The sequence below is a fragment of the Allgaiera indica genome (genome assembly GCF_900106675.1).
Classification (GTDB): Bacteria; Pseudomonadota; Alphaproteobacteria; order Rhodobacterales; family Rhodobacteraceae; genus Acidimangrovimonas; species Acidimangrovimonas indica.
This window is the reverse complement of record NZ_FNOB01000001.1, coordinates 312023-330742: the sequence shown is the minus strand read 5'-3', so window position 1 is coordinate 330742 and position 18720 is coordinate 312023. Positions and strand designations below refer to the sequence as shown.

At 63.2% G+C, this 18720-nt stretch carries 12 protein-coding genes; 4 read left to right on the top strand and 8 right to left on the bottom strand.

The window, feature by feature from the left end:
* Positions 1–86 precede the first annotated feature (86 nt).
* Both BLV97_RS01500 and BLV97_RS01495 read right to left on the bottom strand, forming a co-directional pair.
* Positions 87–1859, bottom strand: a complete 1773-nt coding sequence (locus BLV97_RS01500; protein ID WP_244520935.1) for an HlyD family type I secretion periplasmic adaptor subunit — start codon at positions 1857–1859, stop codon at positions 87–89.
* Positions 1856–3541, bottom strand: a complete 1686-nt coding sequence (locus BLV97_RS01495) for a type I secretion system permease/ATPase (RefSeq protein ID WP_244520934.1) — start codon at positions 3539–3541, stop codon at positions 1856–1858. The genes BLV97_RS01500 and BLV97_RS01495 overlap by 4 nt, the downstream gene beginning before the upstream one ends.
* Before the next feature lie 482 nt (positions 3542–4023).
* On the opposite strand from BLV97_RS01495, the gene xrtD reads away from it, so the two are divergent.
* Positions 4024–5535, top strand: a complete 1512-nt coding sequence (gene xrtD / locus BLV97_RS01490; RefSeq protein WP_244520933.1) for a VPLPA-CTERM-specific exosortase XrtD — start codon at positions 4024–4026, stop codon at positions 5533–5535.
* 398 nt (positions 5536–5933) lie between these two features.
* Positions 5934–9548: a calcium-binding protein gene (locus tag BLV97_RS01485; RefSeq protein WP_035841379.1), complete on the top strand. Its 3615-nt coding sequence runs from the start codon at positions 5934–5936 to the stop codon at positions 9546–9548.
* 34 nt (positions 9549–9582) lie between these two features.
* On the opposite strand, the gene BLV97_RS01480 is transcribed toward BLV97_RS01485, so the two are convergent.
* From BLV97_RS01480 to BLV97_RS01470, 3 genes are all read right to left on the bottom strand, one after another.
* Complete coding sequence (locus BLV97_RS01480; RefSeq protein ID WP_035841381.1) at positions 9583–10671, bottom strand: hypothetical protein; 1089 nt, start codon at positions 10669–10671, stop codon at positions 9583–9585.
* Between the two features lie 19 nt (positions 10672–10690).
* The gene (locus tag BLV97_RS01475; RefSeq protein WP_051645993.1) at positions 10691–12055 is read right to left on the bottom strand and encodes an MBOAT family O-acyltransferase; all 1365 of its coding nucleotides are present in this window, start codon (positions 12053–12055) and stop codon (positions 10691–10693) included.
* 400 nt (positions 12056–12455) lie between these two features.
* On the bottom strand, positions 12456–12656 hold the full coding sequence (locus BLV97_RS01470; protein ID WP_143037473.1) for a hypothetical protein: 201 nt from the start codon (positions 12654–12656) through the stop codon (positions 12456–12458).
* A gap of 565 nt (positions 12657–13221) precedes the next feature.
* Here BLV97_RS01470 and BLV97_RS01465 point away from each other — a divergent pair.
* Positions 13222–13824 carry a VPLPA-CTERM sorting domain-containing protein gene (locus BLV97_RS01465; RefSeq protein ID WP_092163916.1) on the top strand — a complete coding sequence of 201 codons (603 nt, stop codon included), beginning with the start codon at positions 13222–13224 and terminating at the stop codon, positions 13822–13824.
* 128 nt (positions 13825–13952) lie between these two features.
* Here BLV97_RS01465 and BLV97_RS01460 read toward each other — a convergent pair whose 3' ends face one another.
* The 3 genes from BLV97_RS01460 to BLV97_RS01450 are packed head-to-tail and all read right to left on the bottom strand — an operon-like array spanning position 13953 to position 17390.
* On the bottom strand, positions 13953–14804 hold the full coding sequence (locus BLV97_RS01460; protein WP_035841389.1) for a CpsD/CapB family tyrosine-protein kinase: 852 nt from the start codon (positions 14802–14804) through the stop codon (positions 13953–13955).
* Positions 14805–14856: 52 nt separating this feature from the next.
* The gene (locus BLV97_RS01455; RefSeq protein WP_092163915.1) at positions 14857–16428 is read right to left on the bottom strand and encodes a GumC family protein; all 1572 of its coding nucleotides are present in this window, start codon (positions 16426–16428) and stop codon (positions 14857–14859) included.
* Positions 16425–17390, bottom strand: coding sequence for an ExeA family protein (locus BLV97_RS01450; protein ID WP_081825010.1), 966 nt, complete (start codon positions 17388–17390; stop codon positions 16425–16427). Before BLV97_RS01450 ends, BLV97_RS01455 begins: the two co-directional genes overlap by 4 nt.
* A gap of 669 nt (positions 17391–18059) precedes the next feature.
* Here BLV97_RS01450 and BLV97_RS01445 point away from each other — a divergent pair.
* Positions 18060–18638, top strand: a complete 579-nt coding sequence (locus tag BLV97_RS01445) for a sugar transferase (RefSeq protein ID WP_244520932.1) — start codon at positions 18060–18062, stop codon at positions 18636–18638.
* Positions 18639–18720: the final 82 nt, after the last annotated feature.

Genomic DNA, 18720 nt, shown 5'->3' with positions numbered 1-18720 from the left:
TTTGCAGCATTTTGTCGCATGCCGTGCGAGGCGCCTTTGCCACGGTGACGCGGATACCACGCACCGAGGTTCTCCGACGAAAGCTTCTATTCTCGGAAAGCCTTGTCGAAATAGACCACCAGCGGATGCAGCAGATAGGTCATCGGACTGCGCGACCCGGTCTCGATGAAGGCTTCGGCGGGCATTCCCGGCACCAGTTTCATGCCCGGTCCCAGCTTGGCCAGCCCGGCCTTGTCGGGTTCGATCGTCGCGGCGTAGTAGTTCTGATGCGTGGTCGGATCGGTCAGCACATCGGCCGAGATGCGGATCAGCTTGCCCTCGATCGGTGCCGTGGTGCGCTGGTCGAAAGCCGGGAAGCGCAGCGATACCTTCTGTCCCAGATGGATGTCGTCGATATGGGTGCCGTCGACCCGCGCCTGCACCACCAGCGGCTGGTTCTGCGGGATGATATACATCAGCGGAGCTGCCGGCTGTACCACCGAATTCACGGTGAACACCCTGGAATCATAGACAATTCCAGATACGGGCGCGCGAATTTCAAGGCGTGACAGCGTGTCCTTCAGCGATAGCCGTTTCTCAGAAAGCTCGACTTCCTTGTACTGGATGTCGCGCAGCTGGCTTACCGCCTCCTCGCGCCGCTTCGTGGTCAGTTGCAGCTTTTGAATTTCGTTCGCGGCGATCTGGCCCTTCAGGTCGGCGATCTTGGCCTGCAGTTGCGCCACCTGGCCCAGCAGCGTCTCGCGCTTGGTGCGCAGGTCCAGCACGCGCGAGCTTTGCGCAAGGCCCTGTGACAGCAGCTTTTGCTGATCCGCCAACGCGGTCTCGATCAACCCGGCCTGCCGCTTGACAGAGGCCAGCTCGGCCTGGGTGCCGCTGACGCGGTTGCGCACCTGTGCATTCTGCTCGTCGATCAATCCCACCTGCTGGGTCAAGGCCTCAAGCCGGGCCTTGAACAGGGTGCGCTCGCTTTCCATCTGGCCGGCAAAGCCGGGATCACCGCGGATCCAGTCCGGCAGGTCCCCGATCGCGGCCACGTCCTTCAGGCCGTCGCGTTCGGCGCGAAGACGGGCCCGCCGCGCCGCCAGTTCGCGCAATTGCCCTTCGACAATCGCCAATTCCGAACGGGTGCGGCTGCCGTCGAGTGTAAGCAGAAGCTGCCCGGCCTTCACCCGGCTGCCATCTTGCACCAGGATCTTGCCCACCACCCCGCCCTGCGGGTGCTGCACGACCTGCCGGTTGGATTCCACCTCGATCCGGCCGGGGGCCACGACCGCGCCGGCAATGCGCGCCTGCACGGCCCAGAAACCGAAACCGCCGAACAGGATGACCACCGCCAGGATGCCGATCACCGCCGGCCAGGCGGCGCCCCATCTCGGTTCGGGCGGGTCCGTGGGTTCCTGCCCTGGCGGGGGGCGAGAGGCGTGGTCCTGTTTGCGCGGATCGCGCGCGGCGACGACGGGCGAAGCCTTGGGGGCGCGATCCTCTGGGGTCTGCTCCCCGGATTCCAGACCTCGGGACGAAGGGCTTTGGGGGGGCGGGCCTTCGGGATCCGGCGACGGGCCCGGCGCCGGCACGGGCGCAGCCGCCTTGGCCATGCTTTCTTCTTTGGGCGTCTCTTCGGCGCGGCTGGGCGTGCGGTCGCCGCCCTGGCTCCGGGCGCGTGTTCCCTGCCCGGCGGTGGTCTCGGCCTGCGCCAGCTTGCGCGTCACGCGATCGCCCACGCGGACCGCCTTGGGCAGCGCCTCTGGCCCGGTCTCGGCGGCGGAAGTATCGGAAAGGTCCGATCCGCGCCGTTCCGCCTGTTCGGCGGGCGTGTCGCCGCCCTTGTTGTCGCCGCGGACCAGGCGAAAGCGGGTCATTCCGCGCCCCCCTGCGCACGCGATGCGGCCTGAACCGTCGCCTGAACCACCGAAGCGTTCTGCAGGACCTTCGAAAGCACCTCATCGCGCGGGCCGGCGGCCTTGATCTGTCCGCCCTCCATCACCAGAAGCACGTCGCACGCGACGATCGCCATCGGACGATGGGTCATGATGATCACGGCCCGACCCTCTTGCTTGGCCTGCACCACGGCGCGATTGAGCGCCTCGGATCCTTCGGAATCGAGGGCCGAATTCGGCTCGTCCAGCAGCAGAAGCTGGGGGTTGCCGTACAGGGCGCGGGCCAGCGCGATCCGCTGGCATTGCCCCCCGGACAGGCGGCTTCCGTTGCCGTCAAGCCTGGTGCCGTAGCCTTCGGGCAGTTTCAGGATCATCTCGTGGGCATTGGCGCGCCGGGCGGCCTCGATCACCGCTTCGGAATCCGGGCTGGTCGCCATGCGCGCGATGTTCTCGGCCACGGTCCCCGTGAACAGGGTTACCTGCTGCGGCAGATAGCCGATATGGCGCCCCAGATCCTCGGGTTCGTACTGGTCCAGGGTGGCGCCGCCAAGTCGGATCTCGCCCGACGCGGGGGGCCAGTATCCCAGCAGCGCGCGCGCCAGCGTCGACTTGCCCATGCCGCTGGCCCCGATCACCGCCAGCGCCTGACCCGGCATGACCGAGAAGGAGATATTGGTGATCAGCGGCGCCCGGCGTCCCGGCGCCACCACCGACAACCCGCGCACATCCAGCCGCGCCTCGGGCACCGGCAGTCGGGTAAGCTTGGGGAAGATCGGCGTCGCGGCAAGGTACCGCCCGAGCGAGACCCAGGCAGCGCGCGCCTTCTGTATCATCGGCCATTGTCCGATCGCCTGTTCCACCGGTGCCAGCGCCCGGCCCAGCATGATCGAACTGGCCACCATCGCCCCCGCGGTGATCTGGTTCTTGAGCACCAGATAGGCGCCGACCGCCAGCATCGTCGATTGCAGGTAAAGCCGGAAGGTCCTGGTCGTGGTGGTGAAGCTGCCGGTCCAGTCGGCGGCGGCAAGGGATTGGCGCAATGCCTCGGTTCGTAGGCTTAGCCAGCGCTGCAAGATCGCCCGCCGCATGCCCTGGGTCATCACCACCTCGGCGCCACTGCGCGCGTGTTCGGCGAAGTGATGCGCCTGGGCCTGGGCGCTTTGCGCTTCGCGCACCTTGCGCGCCGTTAGCATCTGGTTGGCGATGCCGATGGCCACCAGCACCAGCCCGCCCACCACCGCCGTCGCCCCCAGCAGCGGATGAAAGATGAAGATCGCCGCCACGAAAAGCGGCGTCCAGGGAAGATCCATCAGCGCCAGCAGGACCGGCGAGGACAGCAACGCCTGCACCGCGTCGATGTCGCGCAGCGCGCTGGTCGGGGCCGCGCGTTCCGCGGGGATCTGGGTGCGCCGCAGCGCCGCCTCGAAGACGCGGGCGTCCAGCGCAGTCTGGAACCGCGCACCCACCCGTCCCATCAGGCGGCCGCGGGCGTAATCGATGACCCCCATCAGCAAGAACAGCCCGGAGACCAGCAGGAAAAGCGCGGTCAGCGTCTCCATCGACCGCGAGGCAAGCACCCGGTCATAGACCTGAAGCATGAATAGCGAGCCGGTAAGCATCAGCAGGTTGACGAAGATCGAGAAGACGAAGGCTGCGGCGATCAACCAGCGACCGCGTGCCCGGGCTGCTCTCAGCTCGGCGATCCCAGAGCGAGGTGTCGTTGTCGCTGTCGTCACTGTCTCGATGCCCCTGAACCAGTCGCTGCCTGTGACGTTGTTTTGCACCAGCAAAGCTTAATTTCACGAAAAAGGGAAGGTGAACTGCATTTTTGTGGCCGCTTCGGCGGCTCTGCGCTCAGCGAGGCGCCCGGGCCGGCGCTGTCAGACCCGGGTTTGCCGCGCGCCCGGATGAGCGCAACCCGAGACACGGCATCACCTGACTTCGCAGGACCCTTTCCGAATTGAGATTCGCATCCATAAGTGTTAACGTTCAGCGAATTTCTCGGCACCATTTGGGTGCCACCGTTCCTATTTTATTCTTTTTCAGAGGTCTTGAGCCCGTGACTTTGACAAATGACTATGTCCATCCGCCAAGCGGTTTTGCGGCGTTTCGGGGATGGGGGGTATTCTGGTTTGTGGTCGCGGTGGTGAGCGCTGCCATATATTTCCAGACCGGGCTTGAAACCTTGTTCCGGGCATGGGCCACGCCGGAATACAGCCACGGTCCGCTGATCCCGATCCTGTCGCTTTTCCTGTTCTTGCGACAGCTCAAGTCCGTGCCGATCAACACCGCCCCTGTGACCGACCGCACGCCGGGAGTGATGGTGCTGATCTTCGCACTGCTGCTGGGCGGGGTCGGCCGGATGATCCAGATCCCGGATTTCGCAGCCTATGCGATCATCCTGTGGGTGGGGGGGCTGATCCTTGTCTCCTTCGGCTGGCGTGACGGGCGCCAGTTCTGGCCGCCGGTGTTGCACCTAGTCTACATGCTGCCGCTGCCGGGCGTCCTTTATTACGGGCTTTCGACCTATCTGCAGGGGGTTTCGTCGGAACTGGGCGTGTGGATGCTGCGGTTGATCGACGTTCCGGTCTATCTGGAAGGCAACATCATCGACCTCGGGGTCTACAAGCTGCAGGTGGCCGAGGCCTGTTCGGGCCTGCGCTATCTGTTCCCGATCCTGTCGTTTTCCTACATCTTCGCGGTGCTCTACCGCGGCCCGATGTGGCACAAGGCGATCCTGCTGGTGTCGGCCGTCCCGATCACCGTGTTCATGAACTCGGTCCGCATCGCGATCGCCGGGGCGGTGGTCGACCATTTCGGACTTTCCTTCGTCGAGGGGGTCACCCATTTCATGGAAGGTTGGGTGATCTTCGTCACCTGCGTGCTGATCCTCTTCGCGCTGGCCTGGCTGCTGCTGCGGCTTCATCCCGAAAAGCATAGCCTCGTCGCCGCGCTCGATCTCGAAACCGCGGGCCTGGGGCCGCAGTTCCGGCGCATCGGGCTTGTGCGGCCGTCGAAGGAATTGATCGGTGTCGCGCTGTTGGTAAGCGCGCTGGCGGCCGCCTGGCAGGTGATCCCGCCACGCCAGCTTTCGCAGGTTCAGCGCGAGCCCTTCTATCTGTTCCCGCGCCAGGTGGGCGACTGGTCGGTCGGGGAATCGGCGCGTCTGACCCCCGATATCGCGCGCATTCTGGCCGCGGATGATTACATCTCGGCGCCTCTCACGCGCCCCGGTACGCCGCAGGCGGTGGATCTCTTCGTGGCGTGGTATCGTGACCAGATGACAGGCGGCACCCATTCTCCGACCGTCTGTCTGCCGGGCGCCGGATGGGAGATCGCCAGCCTAGAAACCATCAAGGTGTCAAAGGACCTGGGCGGGGCAAGACCGTTCACCCTGAAGCGGGCGATCATCCAGAAGGGTGTCGAGCGGATGTTGGTCTACTATTGGTATGACCAGCAGGGGGTGAATACGGCCTCGTCCTATTACGCCAAGCTGACCCTGACCAAGGCCAAGGTGCTGACCGGCCGCAGCGACGGCGCGCTGGTGCGGCTGATCACGCCGATCAACTCGGGCAATGATGTCGCGGCGGCGGAAGCGCGGCTGCAAGATGCGCTGCGCGCCGTGATCAAACCGCTGAACCGCTTCGTCCCTGGTTGACAGGGCGGCCCCTGACGGACACCTGACGACGCCCGGCCCGAGCGGCCGCGACAGGCGCGGCCCATTTGTTGTCTTCCGGGTCATTTGGCTGCGGAAGTGCGTGCGACGGATGGCTCGGGCCAACCGTCGGCAGATAAAGATTCATGCGCGAGGCGCAAGCCCGATCAGCTGACCGGTTCGCTGACTTCCGCCGCCCTCTACCAGAATTGGCAGTTTACTGCCATGTTCCCCCACCACATATTGAGGGTATGGCATGCATGTGACACCGATAAAACATTCCGTACCTTTCTAAGTCTTGCCGTTTTCAAGCCATCGACCGGCCCGAATCTCACGGCTTTGTTACAGGAGTGCAAGTCACCCGTATGACGCGGGCGTTCGTGGAGCGAAGCGGAGGGACAATGTCCAACACCGATCTTCTGAATAACCTTCCCGCGGGAGAGGGCCTGACCGATCCGACCCTGGCCTATGGGCTGATCGGGGTTTCGGACTATGGAACGCAGATGCCGTTCCTGAACATCGCGCATATGATGCGGCCCTGGATCGGGCATACCGCCACGCAATGGAACGGTATGACGACCCAGCAGCTGGAAGATGGCGGCTATTTCGACGCGAATGGCTGGCCGACGCATATCCCGAACGGGCTGAGTTCGATCGGTACGATCTGGGCCTGGGGCGGCACCGATCAGCAGGGTACCCCCGCGGCGGAATCGCGCGCCGGCACCTATGTGCTGACCTATGAGGGCGAGGGGACGATCAAGATGGGCCTCAATGCCCATGTGATCAGCTCCCAGCCCGGAAAGATCGTGTTTGCGAACCCGACGGGCACTCAGATGTCGATGTCGATCACCTCGACCGACCCGAATGGGACCGGGGATTACATCCACAACGTCTCTATCGTGAACGAGAAATACGAAGGGCTCTATCAGGCCGGCGAGGTCTTCAATCCCGACTGGCTGTCGGTCGTCAACGACGCGCGCGAGCTGCGATTCATGGATTGGATGCGCACCAACGGTTCGTCGGTTACGGACTGGGCCCATCGGCCACAGCTCGACTCTGCGAGCTGGCAGGACAAGGGCGTGCCGGTCGAGGTGATGGTTCAACTGGCGAACCAGACCGGCACCGACCCCTGGTTCAACATGCCCGCCAAGGCCACCGACGCCTATGTGCAAAGCTTTGCCACCTATGTGCGCGATCATCTCGATCCCGGCCTGACGGCGCATGTGGAGTATTCCAACGAGACCTGGAACAAGTCCTTCTCGCAAACCGAGTGGATGGATACCCAGGCCAAGGAACTTTGGGGGACCGCCCGTGTCAACGGTGGTCCGCCGCCGGGCAATCTCGACTTTTACGCGATGCGCGCGACCCAGGTCGCGGAAATCTGGGATCATACCTTCGGCGCTCAGGCGGCCACGCGCGTCGACAACGTGCTGGGCGCGCAGAACGGATCCTGGTGGTGGCTTGAAAACCGCATCCTGAACGGCGAGGTCTGGCAGGCCAACGATCCCGGCCATTTCGTATCCCCCGCCTCGGTGTTCGATTCGGTCGCGGTGACCACCTATTTCGGCCAGGCGATGATGGCCGACAGCGGCCTGCGCGCTGATCTGCTGAAAGCGATCGCGGACCCCAATGTGGACGCAAGCGCCTGGTTGACCCAGAAGATGACCGATCCGAATGTCTGGTCCTCGATCCCCGACATCGAAGCCAGATGGGCCGCGATCAAAAGCGTGACCGACCCCGCCGGCCTGAAGCTGATCGCCTATGAGGGCGGCCAGCACATTCAGCAGGCTTATGCGCTGGGCACCATGACCTCCGGCCAGGTCAGCGACCTGACCCACTTCCTGACCGATTACATCCGCAGCGGCGACATGGCGTCGCTATATCAGCAGCTTTGGGACGCCTGGTCGCAGGTCAGCGATGGCCCGTTCATGCAGTATGGTGACGTCCAGGCGCCGTCGAAATGGGGATCCTGGGGCATCCTGAGCGCGCTGGGCGACGTCAATCCGCGCGCCCAACTGCTGGATCATCTGAACCAGACCTCGCACTCGTGGTTCGGCGACGGCGGCGGGTCGCAATATCAGCAGGGCGTCATCAAGATCGCCGGCGACGGCGGCGAGGTTCTGACCGGCACCGCCAAGCAGGATTTCCTGGTCGGCGGCGCGGGCAACGACACCTTCGTCGCGGGCGCCGGAAACGACGGCATCAACGGCGAGGGCGGCCACGACACGCTGGTGCTGTCGGGGGCGCCGGACCAATATTCGATCGCCGCCGACGGGCCGGGCTACGCGGTCAAGGGCGCGGATGGCACCGATTACATCGTCGGGGTCGAGGCCTTCCATTTTTCCAATGGCGAGACGCTGACCCTTGACCAGTTCCTGAGCGGTGATCCCGTCGCCGCCACGGATGCCACCGACCATAGCACCGATAACACGACGGACAGCACAGCGCACGGCACCACCGCCGATCCCACCACGAGCGAAACCGCGGCCCCCGCGTCGGGCGGCGCGACGGTACTTGGCGATCAGGGTGGCATGGTCCATGGCACCGGCAATGGAAGCGTGACCATTGCCAACACGGCCGATGGCAGCGGCGTGACCATCAACGCGATCAACGCTTGGTCGCAGCTGGGCCGTGATCTGGGCCTTAGCGACAGCAGCTCGGGCTATGTTGTCGCGGCGAAATCCGCCTCGGCCACCATCGACGGACAGGACGTTTCGGCCAGTTACTGGAGCTTGCAGGAAGACCGGGCTTCGAAGGACGGCGCGGCGCTGACCGGCAGCGCGCTGACCACCGCGCAGCTGCTTGGTTCGGTCCTGACCCATACCCATGACATCACCTTGACCGACGCGAGCGACCGTTTCATCGGCGGCGGCGCGGATGAACGGATCTTGGGCGGGGGCGGCAACGATTACATCGCAACGCATGGCGGCAACGATGTGCTGCTTGGCGGCGACGGCAACGACACGCTGCTTGGCGGCGCCGGGAACGATACGCTTGCCGGCGGCGCGGGCAACGACCTGATCGACGGCGGGGCCGGCAACGACCAGCTTCTGCTGCAGGGCGTGGCGCAGGATTATGTGTTGACCTCTCAGGCCGATGGCAAGTATGTCCTTGAAGGCCCCAAGATGGACGGCACGGACATCATCGAGAACATCGAGACCTTCCATTTCGCCGATGGCGTCGTCATGGGGTTGGGCGCGCTTCTCGCTCAGTCGGCCCAAACGCCGGCGCCCCAAGCCGAAGCCCCAGCCGTTGCCGAAACCGCCGTGGAGGCGACCGGTGCGTTGTCCGTGGCGCTGAAGGGCGATGTGGTGCAGTCGGCCGCGCCGCGCGACATGGTGCTTCAGCTTTCCTCGGATACCGGGGTGGTGGTAGACAGCGTCAACCCCTGGTCGGCACTTGGCAAGTCGCTGGGCCTGACCGTATCCCACGACCCGGCCTTCGTGCTGTCGGAAAAGGGCACAACCGCGGATTTCGGCGGCACCAATGTCGGTGCCAATTACTGGAGCCTGCAGAACAATGTCGCCGTGAGGGACGGCGAAGCCCTTAATATCGACGCGCAGGACACCACCAAGGCGCTGGGTTCCGTCGTCGTCAACGCAGCCTCGCTGACCCTGACGGAAGGCAATGACATTTTCCATGGCAGCGGCCTGGCCGACGTGATCTATGGCGGCGGCGGCAATGACGTGCTTGACGGACGTGGCGGCAATGACGTGCTGAACGGCGGCGGTGGCAACGATTGGATCGTGGGCGGCGGCGGCGACAATCGCATGACCGGCGGCGCGGGGCGTGACCGCTTTGTCATCGGGACGCAGGACGGGCACGACGTGATCACCGATTTCACGCAGGAAGATACGCTGGATTTGCGCGCATTGCATTTGACTTCCGTCGATGCGGCCAAGGACATGATGTCGACCGATCCGCATGGCGATCTGCAATTCACCCATGACCATACGACTGTCGTCTTCGAAGGCCTGCACGAGACCGATCTGTCCTGGATGAGCCTGCTTACCTGACCCGCGCATGGGGTGCTGCGCCCGAGTGACCGGGTCAGCGCCCGATGGCCTTCAGGAAGGCCTGACCAAAGCGGACGCGGATCTCGGGCGTATAATGGCCGTCGGACGTATAGGCTTCGGGTTCCGTCGGGTCCTGGTGATCGACAGTCGCGACATAGCGGATCCGTTCTGCCCTAAGGGTCGGCTTCAGCAGCGCGGCAAGATCGGGTTTTCCGCGCACCTGCACCAGAACGACGACGGGGATCTGGCCGTCCGCGCGCGCGATCATGGCGAATTCCCGAACCATCCGGCGCAGGATTTCGCCATAGGGCAGGGGCGCGCCGAAAGGATCGGCCAGCAGGCGCTGTTTCGTCGCGGCGATGGATTTCACCGCGATCGACCGGCGCACGAGACGTGCGAAGGGCGAAGCGTCGAGCCAGGGTAACCCGAAGGTCTCGGGCCCGTAGAAGGCATCGACCCGCCGCAATTGCCCACGCCAGGCCCGCGCCCCCGGCGAGGACGGGGTCAGCAGGTTCGCGCGTTCCTGCGCCGCGCTTTCCATGAGGGGCTCGATCCGGGTCAAGCCGCCGCCCGGCGCGGGCAGGAACACCGGGTAGGTGAAGGGCGAGGGTTGCTCGAACATCCAGGTCTGGTTGCTGAGCGCGCCCATGCCGGGCACGCTGGAAGACAGGATGCCGAACACGACGACATCGCCTTTGCGCCGGTTCGCCCGATCGTCGAGAAACATCGCGAAGGTCGCGTTCGGCGGAGCGGCCGGGCCCGCGTGAAGATCGACGACAAGGCCCGGGTCAAGCGCCTTCGCCGCTTCCAGCACATGGTTCACGAAGGACATGCTGTAGCCGCGAATTTCGGGTGTGTGCGGATCTTCGCGGGCGAACCGTTCCGCCGATTTGCGCATCATCGCCTGGCGCCACGCCACATCGAACAGGTTGCCGGGCGCCCCGGGACGCGCGATCCAATCGGTCAGCTTGCCCGGCACGCTGTAGCCGTAATCGAAGAACTGGGCCAGTTTGGCGACCGGCCCGCTGCGCCCGCGCGGCAGGGCAAGGACGACGGCAACCATAGCATCCAGCAAGACCAGACAGGCGATGGTGGCGATCAGGGTCTTCAGAAGCTTCGGCATGGGCAGGGGGACCTTCCGCCTAGAACTGGAAATAGATGAAGGCAGAGGTCGCCGTGGTCGCCCCGAAGGCAAGCAGATAGACCATTCCGGCGTAAAGCGCGCCGCGCAGGCTTGTCGCCCAGCCGGCGTAGAAGGTCGGGCCGTAGCGTTCGATCAAGGCGTCCCACAGCAACAGGCAGGCGATCGCCAAAACCGTCGGCACGGGCAGTTTCGGTATCGACAGCGCGGCGAACTGCGCAATATCCAGATGCAAGATGCTTTGGGTGAATTGCCCGACCTGCGCCAAAGATTCCGCGCGAAACAGCAGCCAGCCGTAGCTGACGACCTGGAAGAACAGCACGATCGCGGCCAAGCGTTTCACGCCCGCCGACCATCGGGGCCTTGGCCGTTCGAACCCGTCCCGCACGGTTGCCAAGGATCCACCCTGGCGGCCGAACAAGGCCCGATGGACGGTCAGCAACATGCCCTGATAGGCGCCCCAGGCGACGAAATGCCAGGCCGCACCATGCCACAGCCCACCCAGCACCATCGTGGCCATGAGGTTGCGGTACGTCTTCCAGCGTCCCTTCCTATTGCCGCCGAGCGAAATGTAGAGATAGTCGCGCAGCCAACTCGACAGGCTGATGTGCCAGCGATGCCAGAATTCCTGCGGGTTGGTCGCAAAATAGGGCTGACGGAAGTTGAGCATCAGGTTGAAGCCAAGCATCTTGGCCACCCCTCTGGCGATATCCGTGTAGCCCGAGAAATCGCAATAGATCTGGATCGCGAAAAGCCAGGTGGCCAGCAGGATATCGGCCCCTGACGGCGCGGTCGACTGATAGATCGCGTCCACCGACGGGGCGATGCCGTCGGCGATGACGATCTTCTTGATCAATCCTGTGGTGCACAGCACGACCCCGCGTCCGAAAGCCTCGGACGTGACGCGGCGGGGATTCGCGATTTCGGGCAGCAGGTTGCTGGCGCGTTCGATCGGGCCTGCGACAAGCTGCGGGAAGAAAGAGACGAAAAGCGCGAAATCCAGAAAATCGGCCGTGGGTTGCAGCTGCCGTCGGTAGACATCGATCGTGTAGCTCAGTGTCTGGAAGGTGTAGAAGGATATGCCAACCGGCAGGACGATCGACAGCACAAGGGGAGAGGGCTGAAAACCCAGCGCGCTCAGCAGATCGTGCATGCTGTCGGCGAAGAAGTTGAAATATTTGAAGAATCCTAGAAGCCCGAGGTTCATGGTCAGAGAAACGAGCATCAGATAGCGCCGCCGCCGGTCGTTGTTTTCCCGCCCCATGCGCAGGGCGACGAAGTAATCGACTCCGGTACTAAGCAGTATCAGCCCTAGGAAGCGCCAGTCCCAGGCGCCGTAGAACACATAGCTTGCAACAAGCAGCATACGGTTCTGGGCACGATGGCGAAGGATTGCGTAGAGCGTTAGAACGATGGCAAAGAATAGCCAGAACTGCAGTTGACTAAAAAGCATTTTCGCTTAAGCGCCCTACTACCCATCCGACAATGTACATAAATTGCGGAAATCTGGACAGCGCTATTCTTCGGCCGCCGCATTACTGTTCCAAATCGGTCGTTCAGCATGAGCCCAGGCTGTCGTCACCGGAAGGTGACCGCCGTTTCCGAACGGCGGATGGCCGCCCGCAATCCGGTGGGAAGTTGGCGCATGCCCGCGCCCTCCCCGCATCCAGGCGCGGCTTTTTGCGCGCCGCCGGGATTTCATTGCACCGATACCTTGGACAAGAGGCTAGCGGCTGGGCCAGCCTCTTGCCTCGGGAAAAGGAATCTCAGGATCGGATTTGGCGCGACAGCGCGGGGGCAGCCGTGGGCTGGCCCAGCGGCCCGCCGGGGCGTTCGTCGCTGCGCAAGAACGAAAGAACCACGATAAGGCCCGTCCCCAGATTGCCCGCACCCACGAAGGCAAGTACGACAACCCACCAGGCGGCGCCAAGCATGGCCGCCGCCACGCCACCCATGATTCCGGTCAATAGTGCTCCAAAGATGATCGTAGGAACCATTTCGGGCCACATCCCTTCATACTGCTCACGGAGATTTCCCGCGAAACGCTGCCATTCCAGGCAGCTTTGGCTTGCGCAGGTTCATGCCACCGCTGGGTGTGTGGGCTTCCTGCATTCCTGAACTAACTTGTCGCGCGAATCGGGCGAAACTATGACTGGCTACGATCCCATGCGCCGTCAGCACTGGTACACTCAAACCTTCCCGGCCTTCGCGCCTCTATCAAGGGAAAGATGCGCGCCGAATCCCTAACTTTTCGTTAACGCTGCAAGTCGGCCACGGCTGGCACGCGCCCGGACGGCGGCTTCGCATCCTCCGAAAATACAGCCTCCAGAGGCATGTAACGAGAAGTTGATCCAACAATAAGGCGTGATTGCAGAAAAACTTTGACAGAATTAAGGCATCGCGTAGCCTGTCTGTGGTCGGGTGGCCCCTACAGAAATCATCTTGAAATTGCAGGTGCTGAAGGGGTCTGGAATTCTACCCGGCGAATATTGTGACGATTTTGGCGCCAGAAATGGTTGAAAGGAAGTTAACATGAAGAAACTCGTAGGAATTATTGCCCTTGGCGCCTCGATGGCGCTTGGTGCTGGCGCGGCGTTCGCCGCCACCTGCACCTCTACCGGTGGCGGGTGCGGCACCTACACCAACAACGATTCGCAGGTTCTCGCGAACGGCACCGTGATCGGCTATCAAGTCCAGTCGATCAGTGGCGGCAACTTCGTCTACGCAAGCCGGTTCAACAATTTGACGTCTGATCCGGTGAACGTGGACTTCACCGTTCAGCAGTTCCAGAAGACCAACCAGGCGTCGATCAACAACCTGACGCTCACGGGCTACACGGACGCGGGGTATTCCAACCGTCTTGGCAGCCTGAATGTGACCGACAGCACCGGCGCGCCGACGCAGATGCTTGGCTCGCTTAACGATGTGCTCTTCAAGGGAATCACGCTGCCGGTGCAGACGATCTACTTCAAGCTGACCGGCACCGCGGTGCCTTCGCATCTGTCGGCTAATCTGCTGCCGTCTACGCAGTTCACCATCGCCGCTGTTCCGGTTCCAGCCGCAGGCTTCCTGATGCTGGCTGGTCTGGGCGTGTTCGGCTTCGCTGCGCGCCGCAAGAGCAAGATGGCGGCGTAGGCCTTCGCCTTCCGCACTGACTGCGGGCCGGTCCCTTGCGGGGCCGGCCCATTTCTTTGCCTCGTATCTATGGCCTGATCTTGGGGCATTCGACGCGCCAGCCCCAATGCTGCGGACGGCGCCCCGGTTCAGTAGTATTCGCCGCCATAGCCGTCGTGCTCGTCAAGATAGCGGCACTTGTTCATCACCGTGCCCAGCACGTTGGTCAGGCCCGACAGGTCTCGCTCGGAGCTGTCGACTTGCCGCGCCGAAGTGCTGTCCGCAGCCGCGACCAGCAAGGCGCAATCGACCTGACCCAGGAAGGCAAGGTTGTCGTCATTGCCCATCATCGGCGCGGTGTCGAAGATGATGACATCGGGCTTGAACCGGGATTCGATGTCGTCCAGCGTCGAAGCGGTCGAGGAGCCAAGCAACGTCTCGGCCGAATGGGGAACCGGCCGCCGGTTCAGCCCGATCGCCAGATTCGGCCCGAACCGGACCGCGTGCTCGGAAAAATCCCGAGTACCCGCGAGTAGTGCCGCGAGATCATGCGACCCCGCCTGCTGACCCAAGAGCCGCGCCAGCGAGGGCCGGCGCAGGTCGAAATCCAGTAGCATCACGCGCAGGTCGGCCTGCCGTGCCATCGCAAGCGCCAGGTTCAGGCTGACCGTTGTCTTGCCGCAAGCTTTGTTGGGCGAGGTGACTGCAAGACGCTTCCAGCCCTCGGCGCGCATCTGGCGCAACACGCGGGTTCGCAGGATGTCGTATGGCGCCGCGAATTCGGAGCCCATCAGCGCGCTCAGGCGCATCTTCCTTGCCAGCGCATTCCCGATCGGGATTTCGTGGAGCGCTGTCCATAGTGCTTCGGGGCGCACATCTTTGATCGGGCGCCCAGAGTCCGGCTGTGGCGCCTGGCGTGGCCTGTGGTCTGGCGCCTCCCCGTCCTTGGTTGCCTTGCGGGCGGCGCGCGCCTTGGCCATCGCGGCCTCGAGTCTTTCCATTTCTCTCACTCCTCGGGGGCGCCCCCCCCTTCACAGAACACGTTACGCGGCACTACCCGCCGAGCTTGGTCTGAATCTTCGCCGCAAGCAGGTCGAGCGGCATGTAATAGGTATCGATCGCCCACATCGAGAGCGGAACCACGACGGCCACCAGCATCAGCGCCCCCAGCGTGATCATGCGCCGCCCGACGGTTTCGCCCGGGGTACGGACATAGGGGATCGCCACAAGCGGAGTGACCCCCAGCGCGTTGGTCAGATCGGCAGGGCGGCGCAGCGACGTGTCAAGCATCTCTCGCAGCACGATCAGCCCAAGACCAAGCGCAACCCCGGCAATCAGGCCCAGAAGGATGATCTTGCGGCGGTCGGGCCGCGACGGCTGATCTGGCGCCGTCGCGGGATCGAGCACCGCCAGCCGCTGGCCCTTCGACAGCGCTTCGATCCGCTCCCCCGTCGAGGCCTGCGACAGACGCGTGACGGCGGCGTTATATTGCGACTGGATGTTGTCGTAGTCGCGTTCCAGCGCATCGAGGGCGATCTTGTTGTCCGCGGTCTCGTCGATCGATTTTCCAAGCTTTGCCAATGTCTTGACAAGCTCTTGTTCTTGATTTTCCAGCTGCGTGATGCGTCCGTCGATCTGCGCGGTCTGTATGTCCAGCATTGCCTTCTGGGCGGTGCTGACGTTGTTGGACGCGTCGGCAGCCGTGGTCGCCGCACCGGCCGCGGCCGCTGCCTGCTGGTGGGTTACCGTCTTCTCCAACTGGGCGATCTGGGCTTTCAGCATCAGCACCTTGGGATTGGATTTCGACAGCACCGCGAGCGCCTGCGCCAGCTGGGCCTGCAACGCCGTCAGATGCTGGGCCTCGGGCGAAACCGACGCACCGGTGCTATTGGTCGAGACCCCGCCAGTGGCATTGAAGATCGCGACCAGACGCTGCTTTTGGTCCCTAAGATCGGCGACCTGGCGCTGCACCGAATTCAGCCGCTCGCGCAGGCTGGACTGCTCGGTCATGCGGAAATCGAGCGTGGCGGGCAGGGCGCCGCGATGCTGGTTCTGGAAGGAGAGGATCTTGGCGGATTGAGCGTTCAGCGAGGTCGACAGACGTTCGACCTCTTGCTTGAAGAATTGCAGCGTCTGCTCTGCCTGGTTGGTGCGCATCGAGGCGCTGAAATTCAGGATCCGCGTGACGTATTCGTTCACCACCGCGGCGGCGGTGGCGGCCGAGCGCGCGGAAAACGCGATCGTCATTGTCGTCGCCTGGTCGCGCCCGGTGCTGTTGCGGATCTGCGTGGAATCGCGCATCGCATCCACGATCCGGTCCGGCGACATCGTGTCGATGCCGGGGAAGACCTGGAAGCGCCGCGCGATCTCCAGCAGGTTCTGCCGCGTCATCAGGCGCTGTTCGAAGATCTGCAGCTGTTCCAGTGCCGCCGTGCTGACCGTCGGCGCCGCCAGGCTGTTCGGTATCTGCGGGGATTCAAGCAACAGCCGCGCCTGCGATGTATAGGTCGGCGGCAGCTTGAGCGCCGCCGTGCCCGCCACGGCGAGGACCGCGACGAAGGCCAGCGCGAAATAATGGAAGCGACGCCGGAAGATCGCGAAATAATACTTGAGGTCGATGGTCATGGCTTGCCGGTCTCCGCATGGTCTTTGATCTGCGCGGCGAAGAAGACGTTGTCTTCCAGCACTTGTTCGAGTGTCGTAGTCGTCACGACGGGCGATTCGTTGGTCCAGGCATAAAGCAGGGCCATGTCGCAGAACTGGTTTATCAGGCGCGGCACGCCGCAGGTCACGTCATAGACCAGCTTGCGCGCCGCCATGTCGAATTCCTCGCCGGTGCCGCCGGCGGCGACCAGGCGGTGGACGATGAAGTTCCCCGTCATGGCCGCGTCAAGCGGCAGCAGATGGTAGCTGACGGCGATGCGCTGGGCCAGTTGGGCCAGTTCCGGCCGCCGGATCGTTTCGGCCAGCTCCGGCTGCCCCACCAGCACCAGCTGGACGACCTCGTCCTTGCCGGTGTTGATGTTGGTCAGCATCCGCAGTTCTTCCAGCCCTTCCATCGACAGGTTCTGGGCCTCGTCGAAGATCAGGGTCACGCGCCGGCCGACCGCATATTCCGCGATCAGAAAATCCTGCAATTGCTGGAACAGGAAGACATAGCTGGAATTCGAAGCAAACTTCTGGCTCAGCGCGTTGAGCACCCATTGCAGCAGGGCGCCGCGCCCGCCCTGGGCATTCGACACCAGCCCGACCGTCGCCGAAGGGTCTATTTCACGCAACAGTTCGCGCAGCAAGGTGGTCTTGCCGCAACCGATCGCCCCGGTCAGCAAGGTCACCGGGGAACGGGAATGGATGCCGTATTCCAGCACCGAAAAGGCCCGCCGGTGCTGCGGCGACCACATCAGCATGTCGGGGTCGGGCAGCAGCGTGAAGGGGCGCTCCTTGAAGCCGAAGAAATCGGAATAGAAGCCGCGAAGTTCGGGGTCGTCGCTGTTCGGTTGCGTGCCGTCCGCCGCGACCGGCTCGGCCGTCGTCGCCTTGCCTGCCTTGGCGTCCCGCGGATCCCATGGTGGGTCAATCTCAGTCATTCAATATCCTTGGTGACCGCGAAAAAAAGGCTTGTCCGCCGTCATTTGGCGAGAGCGGGCACAAGCTGCGGCCTCAGCCCTCCTTTTTTGAGGGAGGCTCCGGAGAAAAGCAATTGCTCACTTGGCTGCGCTGTTCGTCAAGGCGCGGGAAACACCGAATCGACCATCTCGATGCGGGCAAATTTCTGGCGGTTCCATGGTGTCCTGTCGCGCGTTTGGTGCCCAAATCGTGACAATCAGCGGATGAGCGCGCAGAAACAACATCGAATCGGGAACAGTTCCGTGAACTTTGGGGCGAAAACATGGCGATCGGTCGGAGCGACACCATTTTTTTGTCGATTTTTCGCCTCGTTCCGCTAACCTGTACCCGTGTGAGTGCGAGTGGCGTAGAACGCTTGCGGGTGAAGTACAGCGTTCCTGATTATGTAATGCAATTCTGATTTCCGGGTTCTGGCCCCGAATATTTTTCTTATTGACGCGGCCTTTTCGTGGTTTGCGATTTGGGGCGCCGTGGCTGTCTGATTTTCCAGACTGTGGCGCGGTGTTTTATTTGAAGGGATTACTTTGACCATGCATTTGCCCGACTTGTATGATAGCTATTCAATTCTGGACAGACAGAGACGAAACCGCGCGCGGCGCACGGGACTCTATCGTGGCGGCGTCAAGCGCATGATCGATGTTTCTCTCGTGCTGATCTCGCTGCCGCTGGTGGCACCGATGCTTGCAATTCTGGCGCTTCTCGTCGCCCGCGATGGCCACAGCCCCTTCTACTGGAACCGTCGGGTCGGCCGCGGCGGCCGGGTGTTCCACATGCTGAAGCTGCGCACGATGGTGCCCGATGCCGACCGCAAGCTGCAGGAACATCTCGACAATTGTCCCGCGGCGGCGGCCGAATGGTCCTACAGCCAAAAGCTGCGCAACGATCCGCGCGTCACCCGCGTGGGGCGCTTCCTGCGCAAGTGTTCGCTCGACGAACTGCCCCAGATCTGGAACGTGCTCAGAGGTGACATGTCGCTGGTCGGCCCCCGTCCGATCATGCCCAATCAGGCGCCGCTTTATCCCGGCACCGCCTATTTCAATCTGCGTCCCGGGTTGACTGGACCGTGGCAGGTATCGGACCGCCATGAAAGCGCATTCGTAAAACGCGCGGAATACGACGCCCGGTACGAGGCCGAGCTGTCTTTGGCGACAGATACGAGGCTCATTGTGCGTACTCTGGGCGTGGTGATGCGCGGTACGGGTTGTTAGCCTACCGGCGCAGGAAGTAACCTGGCCCCACCGGAGACGCCTCCGTGGGGTCCTTGCCCGTTAAGACGGCGTTTCGAGTTGA